Annotated in this window: 16 protein-coding genes and 1 pseudogene; 7 read left to right on the forward strand and 10 right to left on the reverse strand. The window is 59.5% G+C overall.

The window, feature by feature from the left end:
- Positions 1-35: 35 nt before the first annotated feature.
- Positions 36-1,151, reverse strand: coding sequence for a TIGR00730 family Rossman fold protein (locus BLU71_RS01100; protein ID WP_042607038.1), 1,116 nt, complete (start codon positions 1,149-1,151; stop codon positions 36-38).
- A 340-nt stretch (positions 1,152-1,491) separates the two neighbouring features.
- Between BLU71_RS01100 and BLU71_RS01105 the strand changes: the two genes are divergently transcribed.
- Positions 1,492-1,689, forward strand: a complete 198-nt coding sequence (locus tag BLU71_RS01105) for a hypothetical protein (protein ID WP_039762578.1) — start codon at positions 1,492-1,494, stop codon at positions 1,687-1,689.
- On the opposite strand, the gene BLU71_RS01110 is transcribed toward BLU71_RS01105, so the two are convergent.
- The gene (locus BLU71_RS01110) at positions 1,690-2,115 is read right to left on the reverse strand and encodes a PA3611 family quorum-sensing-regulated virulence factor (protein ID WP_083352136.1); all 426 of its coding nucleotides are present in this window, start codon (positions 2,113-2,115) and stop codon (positions 1,690-1,692) included.
- 189 nt (positions 2,116-2,304) lie between these two features.
- Here BLU71_RS01110 and BLU71_RS01115 point away from each other — a divergent pair, with 189 nt between their 5' ends.
- The 3 genes from BLU71_RS01115 to BLU71_RS01125 all read left to right on the forward strand — a co-directional run bounded on the left by BLU71_RS01115 (position 2,305) and on the right by BLU71_RS01125 (position 4,363).
- Entirely contained in the window at positions 2,305-3,051 is a 747-nt protein-coding gene (locus tag BLU71_RS01115; RefSeq protein WP_083352137.1) for a tRNA-uridine aminocarboxypropyltransferase, read from the forward strand.
- 224 nt (positions 3,052-3,275) lie between these two features.
- Complete coding sequence (erdR, locus tag BLU71_RS01120) at positions 3,276-3,926, forward strand: response regulator transcription factor ErdR (protein WP_027611090.1); 651 nt, start codon at positions 3,276-3,278, stop codon at positions 3,924-3,926.
- A gap of 74 nt (positions 3,927-4,000) precedes the next feature.
- Entirely contained in the window at positions 4,001-4,363 is a 363-nt protein-coding gene (locus tag BLU71_RS01125) for a diacylglycerol kinase (RefSeq protein ID WP_042607041.1), read from the forward strand.
- On the opposite strand, the gene BLU71_RS01130 is transcribed toward BLU71_RS01125, so the two are convergent.
- Complete coding sequence (locus tag BLU71_RS01130; protein WP_042607042.1) at positions 4,360-5,286, reverse strand: LysR family transcriptional regulator; 927 nt, start codon at positions 5,284-5,286, stop codon at positions 4,360-4,362. The genes BLU71_RS01125 and BLU71_RS01130 overlap by 4 nt on opposite strands.
- A 132-nt stretch (positions 5,287-5,418) precedes the next feature.
- On the opposite strand from BLU71_RS01130, the gene fpr reads away from it, so the two are divergent.
- A complete protein-coding gene (fpr, locus tag BLU71_RS01135; protein ID WP_007908723.1) occupies positions 5,419-6,198 on the forward strand; it encodes a ferredoxin-NADP reductase in 780 nt (259 codons plus the stop codon).
- A 156-nt stretch (positions 6,199-6,354) separates the two neighbouring features.
- Here fpr and tsaA read toward each other — a convergent pair whose 3' ends face one another.
- The 3 genes from tsaA to BLU71_RS01150 all read right to left on the reverse strand — a co-directional run bounded on the left by tsaA (position 6,355) and on the right by BLU71_RS01150 (position 8,607).
- The gene (gene tsaA, locus BLU71_RS01140) at positions 6,355-7,053 is read right to left on the reverse strand and encodes a tRNA (N6-threonylcarbamoyladenosine(37)-N6)-methyltransferase TrmO (protein ID WP_083352138.1); all 699 of its coding nucleotides are present in this window, start codon (positions 7,051-7,053) and stop codon (positions 6,355-6,357) included.
- Positions 7,054-7,236: 183 nt separating this feature from the next.
- Positions 7,237-8,007 (reverse strand): SDR family oxidoreductase, encoded by a 771-nt coding sequence (locus BLU71_RS01145; RefSeq protein ID WP_083352139.1) that lies wholly within the window; start codon positions 8,005-8,007, stop codon positions 7,237-7,239.
- 129 nt (positions 8,008-8,136) lie between these two features.
- On the reverse strand, positions 8,137-8,607 hold the full coding sequence (locus BLU71_RS01150) for a DUF1456 family protein (protein WP_064364222.1): 471 nt from the start codon (positions 8,605-8,607) through the stop codon (positions 8,137-8,139).
- A gap of 267 nt (positions 8,608-8,874) precedes the next feature.
- Between BLU71_RS01150 and BLU71_RS28040 the strand changes: the two genes are divergently transcribed.
- Positions 8,875-8,922, forward strand: a complete 48-nt coding sequence (locus tag BLU71_RS28040; RefSeq protein ID WP_223259094.1) for an SEC-C metal-binding domain-containing protein — start codon at positions 8,875-8,877, stop codon at positions 8,920-8,922.
- A gap of 340 nt (positions 8,923-9,262) precedes the next feature.
- Here BLU71_RS28040 and BLU71_RS28045 read toward each other — a convergent pair.
- The 3 genes and pseudogenes from BLU71_RS28045 to rimO form a co-directional block, all read right to left on the reverse strand.
- Positions 9,263-9,646 (reverse strand): annotated as a pseudogene (locus tag BLU71_RS28045) (hypothetical protein); the annotation flags it as partial.
- The gene (locus tag BLU71_RS01160) at positions 9,573-10,046 is read right to left on the reverse strand and encodes a GNAT family N-acetyltransferase (RefSeq protein WP_083352140.1); all 474 of its coding nucleotides are present in this window, start codon (positions 10,044-10,046) and stop codon (positions 9,573-9,575) included. The gene BLU71_RS01160 and the pseudogene BLU71_RS28045, both read right to left, overlap by 74 nt.
- Before the next feature lie 436 nt (positions 10,047-10,482).
- Positions 10,483-11,820: a 30S ribosomal protein S12 methylthiotransferase RimO gene (rimO, locus tag BLU71_RS01165; RefSeq protein ID WP_042607049.1), complete on the reverse strand. Its 1,338-nt coding sequence runs from the start codon at positions 11,818-11,820 to the stop codon at positions 10,483-10,485.
- 349 nt (positions 11,821-12,169) lie between these two features.
- Between rimO and BLU71_RS01170 the strand changes: the two genes are divergently transcribed.
- Entirely contained in the window at positions 12,170-14,011 is a 1,842-nt protein-coding gene (locus BLU71_RS01170; RefSeq protein ID WP_371857548.1) for a potassium transporter Kup, read from the forward strand.
- A gap of 162 nt (positions 14,012-14,173) precedes the next feature.
- Here the strand turns inward: BLU71_RS01170 and BLU71_RS01175 are convergent, their stop codons facing one another.
- Complete coding sequence (locus BLU71_RS01175; RefSeq protein ID WP_065615261.1) at positions 14,174-14,500, reverse strand: DUF3077 domain-containing protein; 327 nt, start codon at positions 14,498-14,500, stop codon at positions 14,174-14,176.
- Positions 14,501-14,616: the final 116 nt, after the last annotated feature.

The raw sequence follows: 14,616 nt of genomic DNA on the forward strand, positions 1-14,616 counted from the left end.
TATTTTTAAAAATAGCGGGCCGTTTTTTTTTGCCTTCAGATCACGTTGGAAGGTTCGCGCGAGCGTTGTGCGGTGGGCGGTTTTGAGTCTGCCCAGTTTTCCGGCAGGTTGATAAAGTCAACCAACTCTCTCAGACGACCATGGGTGCGGCCATTGAAGGCGAACGCCAGCCGCGCCAGATGGCTGAACTGTGCATCATCATGTTCTTCGCCACTGTAGGCGTGTTGATGAAACTGGTCGCTGAGGCACAGATCAGCGAACTCCTCTTGCATTTGCGCCAATGCCTGGTCGCGGAGCTTGTGGTTCATGCGTATCACGAACTGCCGCTTGAGCCAGCGGGTGGAGTGGAAGTTGCTGTAGAACTGATTGATCTCTTCCACCGCGTCTTCAACGCTGTAGACCAGCCGCATCAGCTTCATATCCGTCGGCAGGATATAGCGGTTGTCTTCCAGTTGGTTGCGGATGAAATCCAGCGCGCCTTGCCAGAACGTCCCGCCCGGGACATCCAGCAACACCACCGGCACCAATGGGCTTTTGCCGGTCTGGATCAGCGTCAGCACTTCCAGCGCTTCATCAAGGGTGCCAAAACCGCCCGGGCACAGCACCAGCGCATCGGCCTCTTTGACGAAGAACAGTTTGCGGGTGAAGAAAAAGTGGAAGGGCAACAGATTGTCGGTGCCATCGACGGTGGGGTTGGCATGTTGTTCGAAGGGCAGGGTGATGTTGAAACCCAGGCTGTGATCTCGCCCGGCCCCTTCGTGGGCGGCGGCCATGATGCCGCCGCCGGCGCCGGTGATGACCATCATGTCCGCACGGGTCAGCGCTGCACCGAGTTCGCGGGCCATCGCGTACAGCGGATGTTCCACTGGCGTACGTGCCGAGCCGAACACGGTAACTTTGCGCCGGCCCTTGAATTGCTCAAGCACGCGAAACGCCTGCTCCAGTTCACGCAGGGCTTGCAGGGTGATCTTGGCGTTCCAGCGGTTGTGGTCTTCCTGAGCCATACGCAGCACAGTCAGGATCATGTCGCGGTAGATGGGGATGTTCGGGCTGTTGGGGGAAACGTGGTCGAGTTGGGCTTCGACCTGGCTGATAAGGTCGCCGCGTTCCTGAAAATGACGGCTCAAGAGGTCGTTCGGTTGATAGGGCATTCAACGTCTCCTTCTGCACAGAGCGAGTGACTCTGACGAGACCGTCCGAGCCGCACTGCAAAAACACACAGGGCCGGCAGTTCCATTTCTGCCGTTAACGAATGATCGGGAATACTCTGAATCTAGACCCTCCCACGCATTCGTGCCGACTGGAACAGTGCGCTGTAACGTTTTGCCTGGCAACCGCTTACTGAATTGCGACAAAGCCTCGCCGCTCGTCTGAACGTGTCGCGAAGGGCCATCACTCTGATTTACTCAAATACAGATGTCGCAAGACAACCTTGCGTTTGCGCAAGGCCAGGCAATTCATGGATTCGTGGGTGGCAAGGAGGCGGGATGCATGGCCAGAGTGGTTCTGGAGATCGATACGCAGCTGTATCGAATGTTGCAGGAGTCGGCCAAGACCAATCAGTTGAGTCTCGAGGAAGAGTGCTGCCGACGATTGGCTGGCGGCGAGCGTCGCTCGCGCTATCTGCAGGCGCTGGTGGCGGAACTGCGCGCCGAGGATGAACAGCGGCGCGCTAACGCTTCACGCTGATTACTTTTTCTTGGCGGGCGCAGTTTTCGGGCAATCGGATTCCTGATAGCTCGCCGAACCGATCGCTTTGTTGGTTTTCACTTCGGTGAAGTCGTAACGCATGATCGCACCCTTGGCCATCAGCTTGCGGTACGACGGGTTATTGCAGACCGACGCGCCCAACTGGAAGTACACAGCCTTGGGATCGGCGCGCATCTTGTCGGCGTGGCTCTTCTGCACGCTCAGATGGTTGATCAGTTGCGTGCCTTCGACGGTGTAGCCTTGATCAAGAATGTCTTCATTGATCGCCCGTGGCGTGCCGACGCTGCTTTGGGCGGCGACGTTGCGCAGCTCTCGGTTCAGATTCTGCTCACTCAGGGACGCAGCCTGAGCGGTAAAGGACGTCGCCAGCAGAATGGCAGCGGTGGGAACGATAAGGCGCAGCATGAAACTCTCCTGATTCGGTGACTGGTGGTTCGACCCGTCACGGGGCGGTGCGTTCAGTGGCGGCGAATTATAGGGGAGCCGGTCTGGACGGTACAGGCTTGTAGCCGTCGCTCTGGTAAACTGCCGGCCTTTATTGCCCTGCCGAGTGTCGTTCGTGTCGAGTTTCCCTGTCTGCCGGTGTCGCCTGCGATGAACCATGCCCCCAACGCCGTGGCCCGCCTGCGCGATCAGCGCGAAGACGAAGGCATCAAGCCGATTCAGGCGCGCGGGTTCCGCTCCGAGCGCTGCCGTGATTGCCGAGTGATCATCAGCCATTGCCTGTGCGCGTGGCGGCCGAGCGTCGACACCCGTTCCGGCGTGTGCCTGATCATGACCGGCAAGGAAGTGTTCAAGCCCAGCAACACCGGCTGGCTGATTGCCGACGTCGTGCGCGACAACCACGCGTTTATCTGGTCGCGCACCGAGCCTGACCCGCAGATGCTCGCATTGCTCAACGATCCGCAATGGCAGCCGTATCTGGTGTTTCCGGGTGAATATGTCGAGCCGTCGCGGGTAACCAACACGGTGAGCGTCGATAGCAGCAAGCGTCCGTTGTTCATTCTGCTCGATGCGACCTGGACCGAAGCGCGCAAGATTTTCCGCAAGAGTCCGTATTTCGATCGTTTGCCGATTCTCAGTCTGCTGCCCGACAAACTCTCGCGCTATCGCTTGCGCCGCTCGACTCGCAGCGAGCATTTGTGTACCGCTGAAGTCGCCGCGTTATGTCTGGAACTGGCCGGTGACAGCGATGCGGCATCGGCACTGGACGCCTACTTCGATGTGTTCAGCCAGCATTACCTGGGTGCCAAGCAGCAACTGGACGTGAATGAATCAACTGCCGCTCACGCCGAGTTGTTGCCTTATATACGAAAGCCGCAGCCGGAGTTGGCCCGATAGTGGCCCATACTGTCGACAGCGCTGGCCATCTTGCTTGACCACCCCGGCTTCGCTGGGCATGCTTGGCGCCGATTAGGGTGCGGCCAAGGTTTGAAACGCCGTTTTTGCAGTTGATTGGCGTTGAACGTGCCCCTGTGGATATCGCTTCAAACGCGACATCTTGAGTTGTTTTGGCCAGACCGGAATGCACCGGGTCTGCCATCAAAAACAGGATCATTTGAAAAATGGCCACATACGACATCCTGATTGCCGATGATCACCCATTGTTTCGTAGTGCCCTGCATCAAGCGGTGACGCTGGGCCTTGGCCCGGATGTTCGGCTGGTGGAAGTGGCGAGCATCGCCGAACTGGAAGCACGCCTGACCGAAAAGTCTGACTGGGACCTGGTCCTGCTGGATCTGAACATGCCCGGCGCTTTCGGGTTTTCCGGGTTGGTCATGCTGCGCGGACAGTATCCGCAGATTCCGGTGGTGATGGTCTCGGCCCAGGAAGAAGCTTCGGTGATGGTCAAGTCCCGCGAGTTCGGTGCCAGCGGCTTTATTCCCAAGTCCAGCGACTTGAACGTGATCCAGCAAGCGGTGCGCAAAGTCCTCGATGGCGATGTGTTCTGGCCGCCGCAAGCCTTCGAAGCGGTGAGCGTGTCGGATGAGGCGAAAGCCGCCAGCGATGGTCTGGCCAGCCTGACGCCGCAACAGTTCCGCGTGCTGACCATGGTCTGCGAAGGCCTGCTGAACAAGCAGATCGCCTACGAGTTGAGCGTGTCGGAAGCGACCATCAAGGCTCACGTCACGGCGATCTTTCGCAAATTGAATGTGCGCACTCGCACGCAAGCGGCTTTACTGCTGCAACAACTTGAGTCAATTCCGAGCCAGTGATGACTGGCTGTTTCACGCTTTTTTGACTTTCGTTGATCTAGCTTCCCCACTCCTTTTTGGTTGGTTTCTTCTTTATGTCACCTTTCAAGGGCCAGACCGGCCTGAAACGCATCCTCAACGCGTCCGGCTATTCGCTTGACGGCTTGCGTGCCGCCTTCACCGGCGAAGCAGCGTTCCGCCAATTGGTGCTGCTCAACGTGGTGCTGATTCCGCTGACATTCTTCCTCAATGTCAGCCGAGTCGAGCAGGCCGTGTTGATCGCGGTTTGCTTGCTGGCGCTGATTGTCGAGCTGCTCAACTCGGCGGTGGAAGCGGCCATTGACCGTATCTCGCTGGAATTGCATCCGCTGTCTAAAAATGCCAAGGACATGGGCAGCGCCGCGCAGTTCGTGGCATTGAGCATGATCGCGCTGGTGTGGGCGGTGATTCTGCTTTAAGCGATGGTCGGCAAGACGATCTCGTCGCTGCGCTGCACCCCGGCGGTAAACGCGCGGCACAGGTCGAGAAACTCGCGCATGGCCGAGGTCTGGTACTTCTGTTTATGCCAGATGAAATAGAACTGCCGGGCGAGGTCCAGATCCGGCGTCTCGACCGGCACCAGGCTGCCGCGGCGGAAGGCATCGCGCAGCGCCAGCCGCGAGATACAGCCAATCCCCAGGCCTGACTCCACCGCGCGTTTGATCGCTTCAGTGTGTTCCAGCTCCAGCCGAATGTTCAGCGCACTGCGGTGGTGGCGCATGGCTTGATCGAAGGTCAGGCGCGTGCCGGAACCCTGTTCCCGCAGAATCCACGCCTCATGGGTCAGCTCTTCCATTGTCGCGCTGCCGCGCTTGGCCAACGGATGCTGTGGCGCGCAGAACACCACCAGCTCATCCTCTACCCAACTCTGCACTTCGATGTCGGGATGGCTGCAATCGCCTTCAATCAGACCCAGATCAATTTCGTAATGCGCGACTTGTTGCACGATATTGGCAGTGTTCTGCACGTGCAGCTTGACCTGACTTTCGGGGTGGCGCTGCATGAAACTGCCGATCAGCAGGGTTGCCAGATAGTTGCCAATGGTCAGCGTCGCCCCCACTGACAAAGAGCCGAAACCGGATTTGCCGTTGAGCAGGTCTTCGATTTCCTTGGCCTGATCGAGCAGGGCCACCGCTTGCGGCAACAGCTGTTTACCGAGGGCGTTGAGACTCAGGCGCTTACCGGCGCGGTCGAACAGCTGGCAGCTGGACTGGCGCTCGAGCTCGGTGATCGAAGTGCTGGCCGCCGATTGCGAGAGGTTGAGCAGACCCGCAGCACGGGATACGCTTTCCTGCTGGGCGACGGCGACGAAGACTTGCAGTTGACGGAGAGTAAATCGCATATCGATATAACCGATAACCCTTATCTTAATAATCCAGTTAACAGATATTGTCGTCGCTATTAGAATGCGATGCAATTGCGCACGTTAAGCCTCATCGAGCCGCGCAGACCAATCTCCAGGAGTCAAACGTACATGAGCAACATGAACCACGAGCGTGTCCTCAGTGTTCATCACTGGAACGACACTCTGTTCAGCTTCAAGTGCACCCGCGATCCGGGCCTGCGCTTCGAGAACGGTCAGTTCGTGATGATCGGCCTGCAACAACCCAACGGCCGCCCGCTTATGCGCGCTTACTCGATCGCCAGCCCGAACTGGGAAGAGCATCTCGAGTTCTTCAGCATCAAGGTACAGGACGGTCCGCTGACCTCCCAGCTGCAGCATTTGAAGGAAGGCGACGAGATCATCATCTCGAAGAAGCCTACCGGCACGCTGGTTCTTGATGACCTGAACCCGGGCAAGCACTTGTACCTGCTGAGCACCGGCACCGGTCTGGCGCCGTTCATGAGCGTCATTCAGGACCCGGAAACCTACGAGCGCTTTGAAAAAGTGATCCTGGTTCACGGCGTGCGTTACGTCAACGAAGTCGCCTACCGCGAATTCATCACCGAGCACCTGCCGCAGAACGAGTTCTTCGGCGAAGCGCTGCGTGACAAGTTGATCTACTACCCGACCGTGACCCGCGAGCCGTTCGAGAATCAGGGCCGCCTGACTGACCTGATGCGCAGCGGCAAGCTGTTCAGCGACATCGGCCTGCCACCGATCAACCCGCAGGACGACCGCGCGATGATCTGCGGCAGCCCGAGCATGCTCGACGAGACCAGCGAAGTGCTCGACAGCTTCGGCCTGAAGATCTCGGCGCGGATGCGCGAGCCGGGTGATTATCTGATCGAGCGTGCGTTCGTCGAAAAATAACACCCCTTGTAGGAGTGAGCCTGCTCGCGATAGGGCCGCGTCAGTCGAAATCCATCTTGACTGATCCACCGAAATCGCGAGCAGGCTCACTCCTACAGAAAAGCAAAAAGCCCGCGTAGCCTGAGAAGGCAGCGCGGGCTTTTTCGTTTGCGGGTGTCATTCGCCAGCCGGGATGACTTCCAGCACGCAAATCTGCGCAGGCGTCGGGTAATGCCAGCGCACGTCCAGATCCCAGAACTGCGCGCCATATTCCCGTTCCGGCGCCGGTGTCTGATACGCCGGACGTGGATCCTGCGCCAGACACTGCTCAATCAGCTCTACCAGCGGCTCGTCGAGGCGCTGTGCGTGTATGTGCGCCTGTTGCAGCGCCGAATCCGTCCACTGCACATCGATCAAGTGCGGCGCCGCGCTGGCGATGTGGTTGCTCGCCCCCGGGATGATATCGGCGTATGGCACATACGGCTTGATATCCAGCACCGGGGTCCCGTCGAGCAAATCGATCCCGGAAATGAACAGCCGATGGCCTTCAACCTTGTCCAGCTTCACCACCGACTGACCGATGCCGTTCGGTCGGTGTGTGGCGCGGGTGGCGAATACGCCCATCGACTTGTTGCCGCCCAGCCGGGGCGGACGCACCTTCAGGCGCGGCTTTTCTTCCAGGGCTTGATGAAACAGGAACAACAGCCAGACGTGGCTGACCTGCTCCAGGCCCTGCACGGCGTCACCCTGCTCGAACGGTGCGACCAGCTCCAGCACGCCCCGGGCAGCCGGGGCCAGTTGGGGCTGGCGAGGAATGGCGAACTTCTCCTTGAAGCAGGAGCGCACGAAGCCGATGGGGGAAACGCTGTAGGTCATGGTTTGGGATCGAAGCGGGGTAGGGCGGGCATGATAACCCGGCAGACCTTATGGCAGGTGGCGACTGGGCTGACGCCATCGCGAGCAGGCTCACTCCTACAGGGTCATGGGTGTACACAAAATCTGTGCTCGCTGAAAATCCCTGTAGGAGTGAGCCTGCTCGCGATAGCGTCACCGCCGATCTTAGAGGCTGAACCCACCATCCAGCGGAATGATATTCCCCGTCATGTAGGCCCCCGCCGTGCTCGCCAGGCTGATCGCCAGCGCCGCCATCTCCTCTTCACGCCCCCAGCGCTTCATCGGAATCAGTGCCGTGTCCGCAGCCAACGCCTGCTCATCATTACCAATGTGCTGCGTCATCCTGCTCGGAAAGCGCCCCGGCGCAATCACGTTGACGTTGATGTGCTGGCTCACCAGTTCCCGGGCGAGAATTCGTGACAGCTGATGCAGCGCGGCTTTGCTCGGCCCATAGGCGTAAGCCTGCTCGCCAAACGACGAAATTCCCGCCACCGAACCGATATTGATGATCCGCGCCGGATTCGCCGCCGAGCCAGCCTTGCGCAGCAACGGCAGAAACTGCTGGATGCAACTGAACACCGAGGTTACGTTGAGCTGCATGACTTTCTCCCAGCCCTTGACCGGGTAGCTCTCCAGCGGCGCCCCCCAGGTGGTGCCGGCGTTATTCACCAGAATGTCCAGATGAGTGATCTGCTCCCCCAGGCGCGCAGCCAGCTCCTGCACACCTTCTTCCGTCGCCAGGTTCGCCGCCACGCCGTGGCACTGGCCCAAGGCGCTGAGTTCTTCAGCCGTTTGATGGCAGGCTTCAGCGTCGCGAGAGCAGACGTAGACACGGGCGCCGGCCTCGACAAAGGCCTTGGCGATCATTTTGCCGATACCACGGGTGCCGCCGGTCACCAGAGCGGTGCGGCCTTGCAGGGAAAAGTAGGGATGCATGGCGAGTCCTGAAGATTAGGGATCAATACACCCTAGTCGCCAGCCGCGAAAAGCGGAGCCACTATTTTCAGAGGGAATGAGCGGTTATGCGCTGCGGTGGCGACCATCAGTCGCCACCGCAAAAGGGCATCAGGCCGGGCGAACGCGCAGCGTGAGCCCTTTGAGAAAGTTACGCAGCAATTGGTCGCCACACGGGCGGTAGTTGGTGTGGCCAACCTTGCGGAACAGCGCGCTCAGCTCAGGCTTGGACACCGGAAACTCGGCGGCCTTGAGAATCGCGTGCATGTCGTCTTCTTTCAGTTCGAAAGCCACACGCAGCTTTTTCAGGATGATGTTGTTGGTCACCGGCACTTCGATCGGCTGCGGCGGACGGCTTTCGTCCTTGCCGCGTTTGAAGATCACCAGGCCATCAAGGAAGTGGGCGATGACTTCGTCGGGGCAGCGCACGAAACCTTCTTCGTCTTCTTCTTTCTTGTCCAGCCAGGTGATTACATCGGCGAGCGTGACGTCGAGGCCGCCGAGCTTGATGATCTCGACGACTTTCTTGTCGCTGATGTCGAGCATGTAGCGCACGCTGCGCAGTACGTCGTTATGAACCATGTCGGTATTCCTGATGCGTTGTGGGCAGCGCTCGCGAGCGCTGCCGGAATGTGGGACGGCGGTGGAAGTGTCAGAACTTCTCTTTGCCGGACAGGTAGCGCCATTGGCCGAGCGGGACCTTGCCGATCGAGACGCCGCCGATGCGGATGCGGCGGATGCCGATGACCTTCAGACCGACCGCCTCGCAGAACTGCGCGATGATTCCCGGCTGCGGGTTTTTCATGGCGAAGCGCAGACGGTTTTCGTTCTGCCAGCTGGCCTTGACCGGTGGCAGCTCCTTGCCCTTGTGGGTCAGGCCGTGCTGCAGGCGATTGAGGCCGTGGGCAGCCATCTCACCCTCTACTTCAACAATGTATTCCTGCTCGATCTTCGCGGCGTCGGCAGTGAGTTTGCGCAGGATTTTCCAGTCCTGGGTGAACACCAGCAGGCCGCTGGCCTTGGGCTGCAGGTCGGCGCTGGCGGTGAGCCGCAGGAAATGTCCGCGCAACGGTCGCTTGCCGTAGCGGTGCTCTTCGCTGAGGGTTTCGGCGCTGAGCGACTGCATGGCGCTGTCGACATCCATGCCGGCGGGGGCGTTGAGCAGGATGGTCACCGGCTCCGGCGCGGTGGCCTTGGCGTCCTTGTCGAGTTCGACCTTTTGATCGCCAACCTTGAATTGCGGCTCATCGATGACTTCGCCGTCCACGGTAACCCAGCCGCCCTCAATGAACAGCTCGGCCTCCCGGCGGGAGCAACCGACCAGTTCGATGAGGCGTTTGGAGAGGCGAATCGGGTCAGTCATGACAGGGCCGTAACAAAAAAGGGGTGGGCATTGTACCTGTGTGGAAGCGGTTAAGCCCGGTTCCATTTCGGTATCGTTATTTGTAGGAGTGAGCCTGCTCGCGATTGCTTTATGACATTCAGTATTGTTGTCGGCTGGTCTGGCGCTATCGCGAGCAGGCTCACTCCTACAGGGTTGTGGTGTGTCAGCCGGTGCTTGAGCGTTGCTGATTCTGCCGCAGGCGCATATGCAGCAGCGGATACGGCTGGCCCATGCCATCGACCTCGGAGCGTCCGACCACCTCGAAGCCCTGTTTCTCGTAAAACCCCAGCGCCTGCGGGTTCTGTTCGTTGACGTCGAGTTCATCGGCGTTCAGCCGTTCGATCGCATATTTAAGCAGCTGTTTACCTAAACCACGGCCACGATGATCGGGATCGATGAACAGCATTTCAATCTTGCCCGCCGCCACTCCGGCAAACCCGGTGATGCGCTGCTGGGCGTCTTTGGTACAGATCAGCATCACCGCATCGAGATAACGGGTAAGCACCAGATTGCGCAGCAGCTCGATGTAGCTGTCCGGCAGGAATTGATGAGTCGCCCGGACCGAGGCCTCCCAGACCCGGGTCAGTTCTTGGTAATCGCTGATTTTCGGTGTGTGAATGACCGAATGCTGACGCATGTGCGTGTGCCTCTTGTACGTTTCAAGGGAGTCCGTCCCCCGCTAAACGATAGCCGCAAAAAAGCCCCGCATCTTGTAAAAAGAGCGGGGCTTTTTGTTTTTGTTGCGGTGTCTGGCTGGCTATTTCTGTCGCCGGCAAGAGCTCTCCCCCTCACCCCAACCCTCTCCCCCAAGGGGGCGAGGGGGAAGGGAGCTGATCTTCGTGCTGTTCAAAACCTGAGTTCGACTGGAAGGCTCAGGTCGGTGAAGCTCGCGAGAACACCTCAATCAGTCCCCTCTTCCCGAGAGGGGGCGAGGGGGAAGGGAGCTGATCTTCGTGCTGTTCAAAACCTGAGTTCGACTGGATGGCTCAGGTCGGTGAAGCTCGCGAGAACACCTCAATCAGTCCCCTCTCCCTCTGGGAGAGGGCTAGGGTGAGGGGCTTTTGATCTTCAGATCAGATCTGCTCAGCCCACAGATCATATTCGTCAGCATCAGTCACCTTGCACCAGACCTTGTCGCCCGGTTTCAGATTGCTGCCGTTGTCGATAAACACGTTGCCATCGATCTCCGGCGCATCGAAGAAGCAGCGGCCGACCGCGCCTTGCTCGTCGACTTCGTCCACCAGCACTTCGATCTCGCGACCAATGCGCATTTGCAGACGGGCCGAGCTGATCGCCTGCTGGTGCGCCATGAAGCGCTCCCAACGATCCTGCTTGACCTCGTCCGGAACAATCTCCAGATCCAGATCATTGGCCGGAGCGCCGTCCACTGGCGAGTACTGGAAGCACCCGACGCGGTCGAGCTGGGCTTCGGTCAGCCAGTTCAGCAGGTACTGGAAGTCTTCTTCGGTTTCGCCCGGGAAGCCGACGATGAAGGTCGAACGGATGATCAGGTCCGGACAGATCTCGCGCCAGTTCTTGATCCGCGCCAGGGTCTTGTCTTCGAACGCCGGGCGTTTCATCGACTTCAGGACCTTCGGGCTGGCGTGCTGGAACGGGATGTCCAGGTACGGCAGGATCTTGCCGGCGGCCATCAGCGGGATCAGCTCGTCGACGTGCGGGTACGGGTAAACGTAGTGCAAGCGGACCCAGACGCCCAGCGTGCTCAAGGCTTCGCACAGTTCGGTCATGCGGGTTTTCACCGGCGCGCCATTCCAGAAACCGGTGCGGTATTTCACATCAACGCCGTAAGCGCTGGTGTCTTGCGAAATCACCAGCAGCTCTTTGACGCCGGATTTGACCAGGCGCTGAGCTTCGTCGAGCACGTCACCCACCGGACGGCTGACCAGTTTGCCGCGCATCGACGGGATGATGCAGAACGAGCAGCTGTGGTTGCAGCCTTCGGAAATCTTCAGGTACGCGTAGTGGCGCGGGGTCAGCTTGATGCCTTGTGGCGGCACCAGGTCGATCAGCGGGTTGTGATCCTGACGCGGCGGCACCACTTCGTGCACGGCGTTGACCACTTGCTCGTACTGCTGCGGACCGGTCACGGCCAGCACGCTCGGGTGCACGTCGCGGATATTGCCTTCTTCCACGCCCATGCAGCCAGTGACGATGACCTTGCCGTTTTCCTTGATCGCTTCGCCGATCACTTCCAGCGACTCAGCCTTGGCCGAATCGATGAAACCGCAGGTGTTGACGACTACAACGTCGGCGTCCTGATAAGTGGACACCACGTCATAACCTTCCATGCGCAGCTGGGTCAGGATGCGCTCGGAGTCGACCAGTGCTTTCGGGCAACCCAGAGATACAAAGCCAACCTTGGGATTGGCCGGCGCAGGAGTGGTGGACATGTCTAACCTCGGTGTTTTGTGACGTCGCTTGCTTGATGCGCAAACCGACGGATGGGCGCTTAGGGCGCGCCTCTGATCAAAAAGTGCGCAATTCTAGCGGCGGGCAACGCACTTGACCAGCTTTATACGGGGAAATACGACGAGTGCTGCGCTATGCTTCGCGCCGTTGAGCTTTACCGATTTCTTGCAGTCAATCATTGGTCTGTAACAACAGGTAAAACAGCGCATGCTGCAATACAAAGCATAGTGCTTCCTTCTAAGAAGCCGGTATCGAGATCAGGAGTGTTGGATGGGTCAGGCAAGTAGTCATGCGGCGGGCGCCGAGGGTTCGGCGAGTAGACCGCTGAGCATGCTGGTCGCGGCGGTCGGGGTGGTTTATGGCGACATCGGCACGAGCCCGTTGTACACCCTCAAGGAAGTGTTTTCCGGTGGTTACGGTGTGCCGGTCAATCACGACGGCGTACTCGGCATTCTGTCGTTGATCTTCTGGTCGCTGATCTGGGTGGTCTCGATCAAGTACATGATGTTCGTCCTGCGCGCGGACAACCAGGGTGAGGGCGGCATCATGGCCCTCACCGCACTGGCACGGCGGGCAGCGGCGGGGCGCAAGCGCCTGCGCACGCTGCTGGTAGTCTGCGGGCTGATCGGCGCGGCGCTGTTCTACGGCGACAGCATGATCACCCCGGCGATCTCGGTGTTATCAGCGATCGAAGGCCTCGGCCTGGCGTTCGACGGCATTGATCACTGGGTGGTGCCGCTGTCGCTGGTGGTGCTGGTCGCGCTGTTTCTGATCCAGCGCCACGGTACCGCGCGGATCGGCATCCTGTTCGGGCCGATCATGGTCACCTGGTTTGTCGTCCTCGGCGCCCTCGGCGTGTACGGCATCAGCCATACCCCGGAAGTGCTGCACGCGATCAATCCGATGTGGGCGGTGAATTTCTTCATCGTGCATCCGGGCATGGGCGTGGCGATTCTCGGCGCCGTGGTGCTGGCGCTGACCGGCGCCGAAGCGCTGTACGCCGACATGGGCCACTTCGGCCGCAAGCCGATCGCTCGCGCCTGGTTCTTGCTGGTGCTGCCGGCGCTGGTGCTGAATTACTTTGGCCAGGGTGCGTTGCTGCTGGAAAATCCTGACGCCGCGCGCAACCCGTTCTATCTGCTGGCACCGAGCTGGGCGCTGATTCCGCTGGTCGGCCTGTCGACACTGGCCACGGTGATCGCCTCGCAAGCGGTGATTTCCGGCGCTTTCTCCCTGACCCGTCAGGCGATCCAGCTCGGCTACATCCCGCGCATGTACATCCAGCACACCTCCAGCGACGAGCAGGGCCAGATCTACATCGGCGCGGTGAACTGGGCGCTGATGGTCGGCGTGGTACTGCTGGTGATCGGCTTCGAATCCTCTGGCGCACTGGCCTCGGCTTATGGCGTGGCGGTGACCGGCACCATGCTGATGACCACCATTCTGGTGTCGGCGGTCATGCTGCTGCTGTGGAAATGGCCACCGATTCTTGCGGTACCGGTGCTGCTTGGCTTCCTGCTGGTGGACGGCCTGTACTTCGCCGCCAACGTGCCGAAGATCGTTCAGGGCGGCGCCTTCCCGGTGATCGCCGGCATCGCCCTGTTCGTGCTGATGACCACTTGGAAGCGTGGCAAACAACTGCTGGTCGAACGCCTCGACGAAGGTGCGCTGCCGCTGCCGATCTTCATCAGCAGCATCCGCGTACAACCCCCGCATCGCGTACAGGGCACGGCGGTGTTCCTCACTGCCCGCTCCGATGCCGTGCCGCACGCGCTGTTGCACAACCTGCTGCATAACCAGGTGCTGCATGAGCAAGTGGTGTTGCTGACGGTGGTCTACGAAGACATCCCGCGTGTGCCGCCATCCCGTCGCTTCGAAGTCGAAGCGCACGGGGAGGGCTTCTTCCGGGTGATTCTGCACTTTGGTTTCACCGACGAGCCGGACGTGCCACAGGCGTTGAAACTGTGCCACCTCGAAGACCTCGACTTCAGCCCGATGCGTACCACTTACTTCCTCAGTCGCGAGACGGTGATCGCCTCGAAACTCGAGGGCATGGCGCGTTGGCGTGAGGCGTTGTTTGCGTTCATGTTGAAGAATGCCAATGGCAATCTGCGGTTCTTTAATTTGCCGTTGAACCGGGTGATTGAGTTGGGAACGCAGGTGGAGATGTAAGCCCCGCCGCAACTCAAAAGCCCCCGGTAGCTTTATGGCTGGCGGGGGCTTTTTTGTGGGCGGCAACTTCAGATCAAAAGATCGCAGCCTTCGGCAGCTCCTACAGGTTTCGCATTCCATGTAGGAGCTGCCGAAGGCTGCGATCTTTTGATCTGCAAACCTCTACAAGCTTTCAGGCATCTCTGATTCAGACTCGGTCTTCGTACGCGCAGGTCGTGGCATCAACGCCTGAATTACATCATCAATCAAGGCTTTGCCCATCACTGTCAGGTAATGCGCGGCCCAGGCATGGCGGTCGGTGTTTTTGGCGTAAGCCGCGTCTTCGGCGAAGGATTTGGCGAGGGATAGCAGGTCGGAGGATTGGGACAAGGCATCAATGATCGGGATGCCGGAGCGGACGTTGAAGAACGCTTGATCCGAGTTGTAGAGGAAAGGGGTGAAGCCGATGGTTTTAGCGTTTGCAAGTCCGTGCAGATCAGTTTCGGTCATCGTGTTACTCCTTAGTTCGAAGCGCCGCGACTTTCGTTACCACGCGAAAGGGAGGCAACTGTACGCAGGGTGGTAAACCGGGAACCAAGGAAACCGGCACGCCCAAAAGCGTCCCA

Origin of the sequence: Pseudomonas moraviensis, from assembly GCF_900105805.1 — a bacterium.
GTDB lineage: Bacteria > Pseudomonadota > Gammaproteobacteria > Pseudomonadales > Pseudomonadaceae > Aquipseudomonas > Aquipseudomonas moraviensis_A.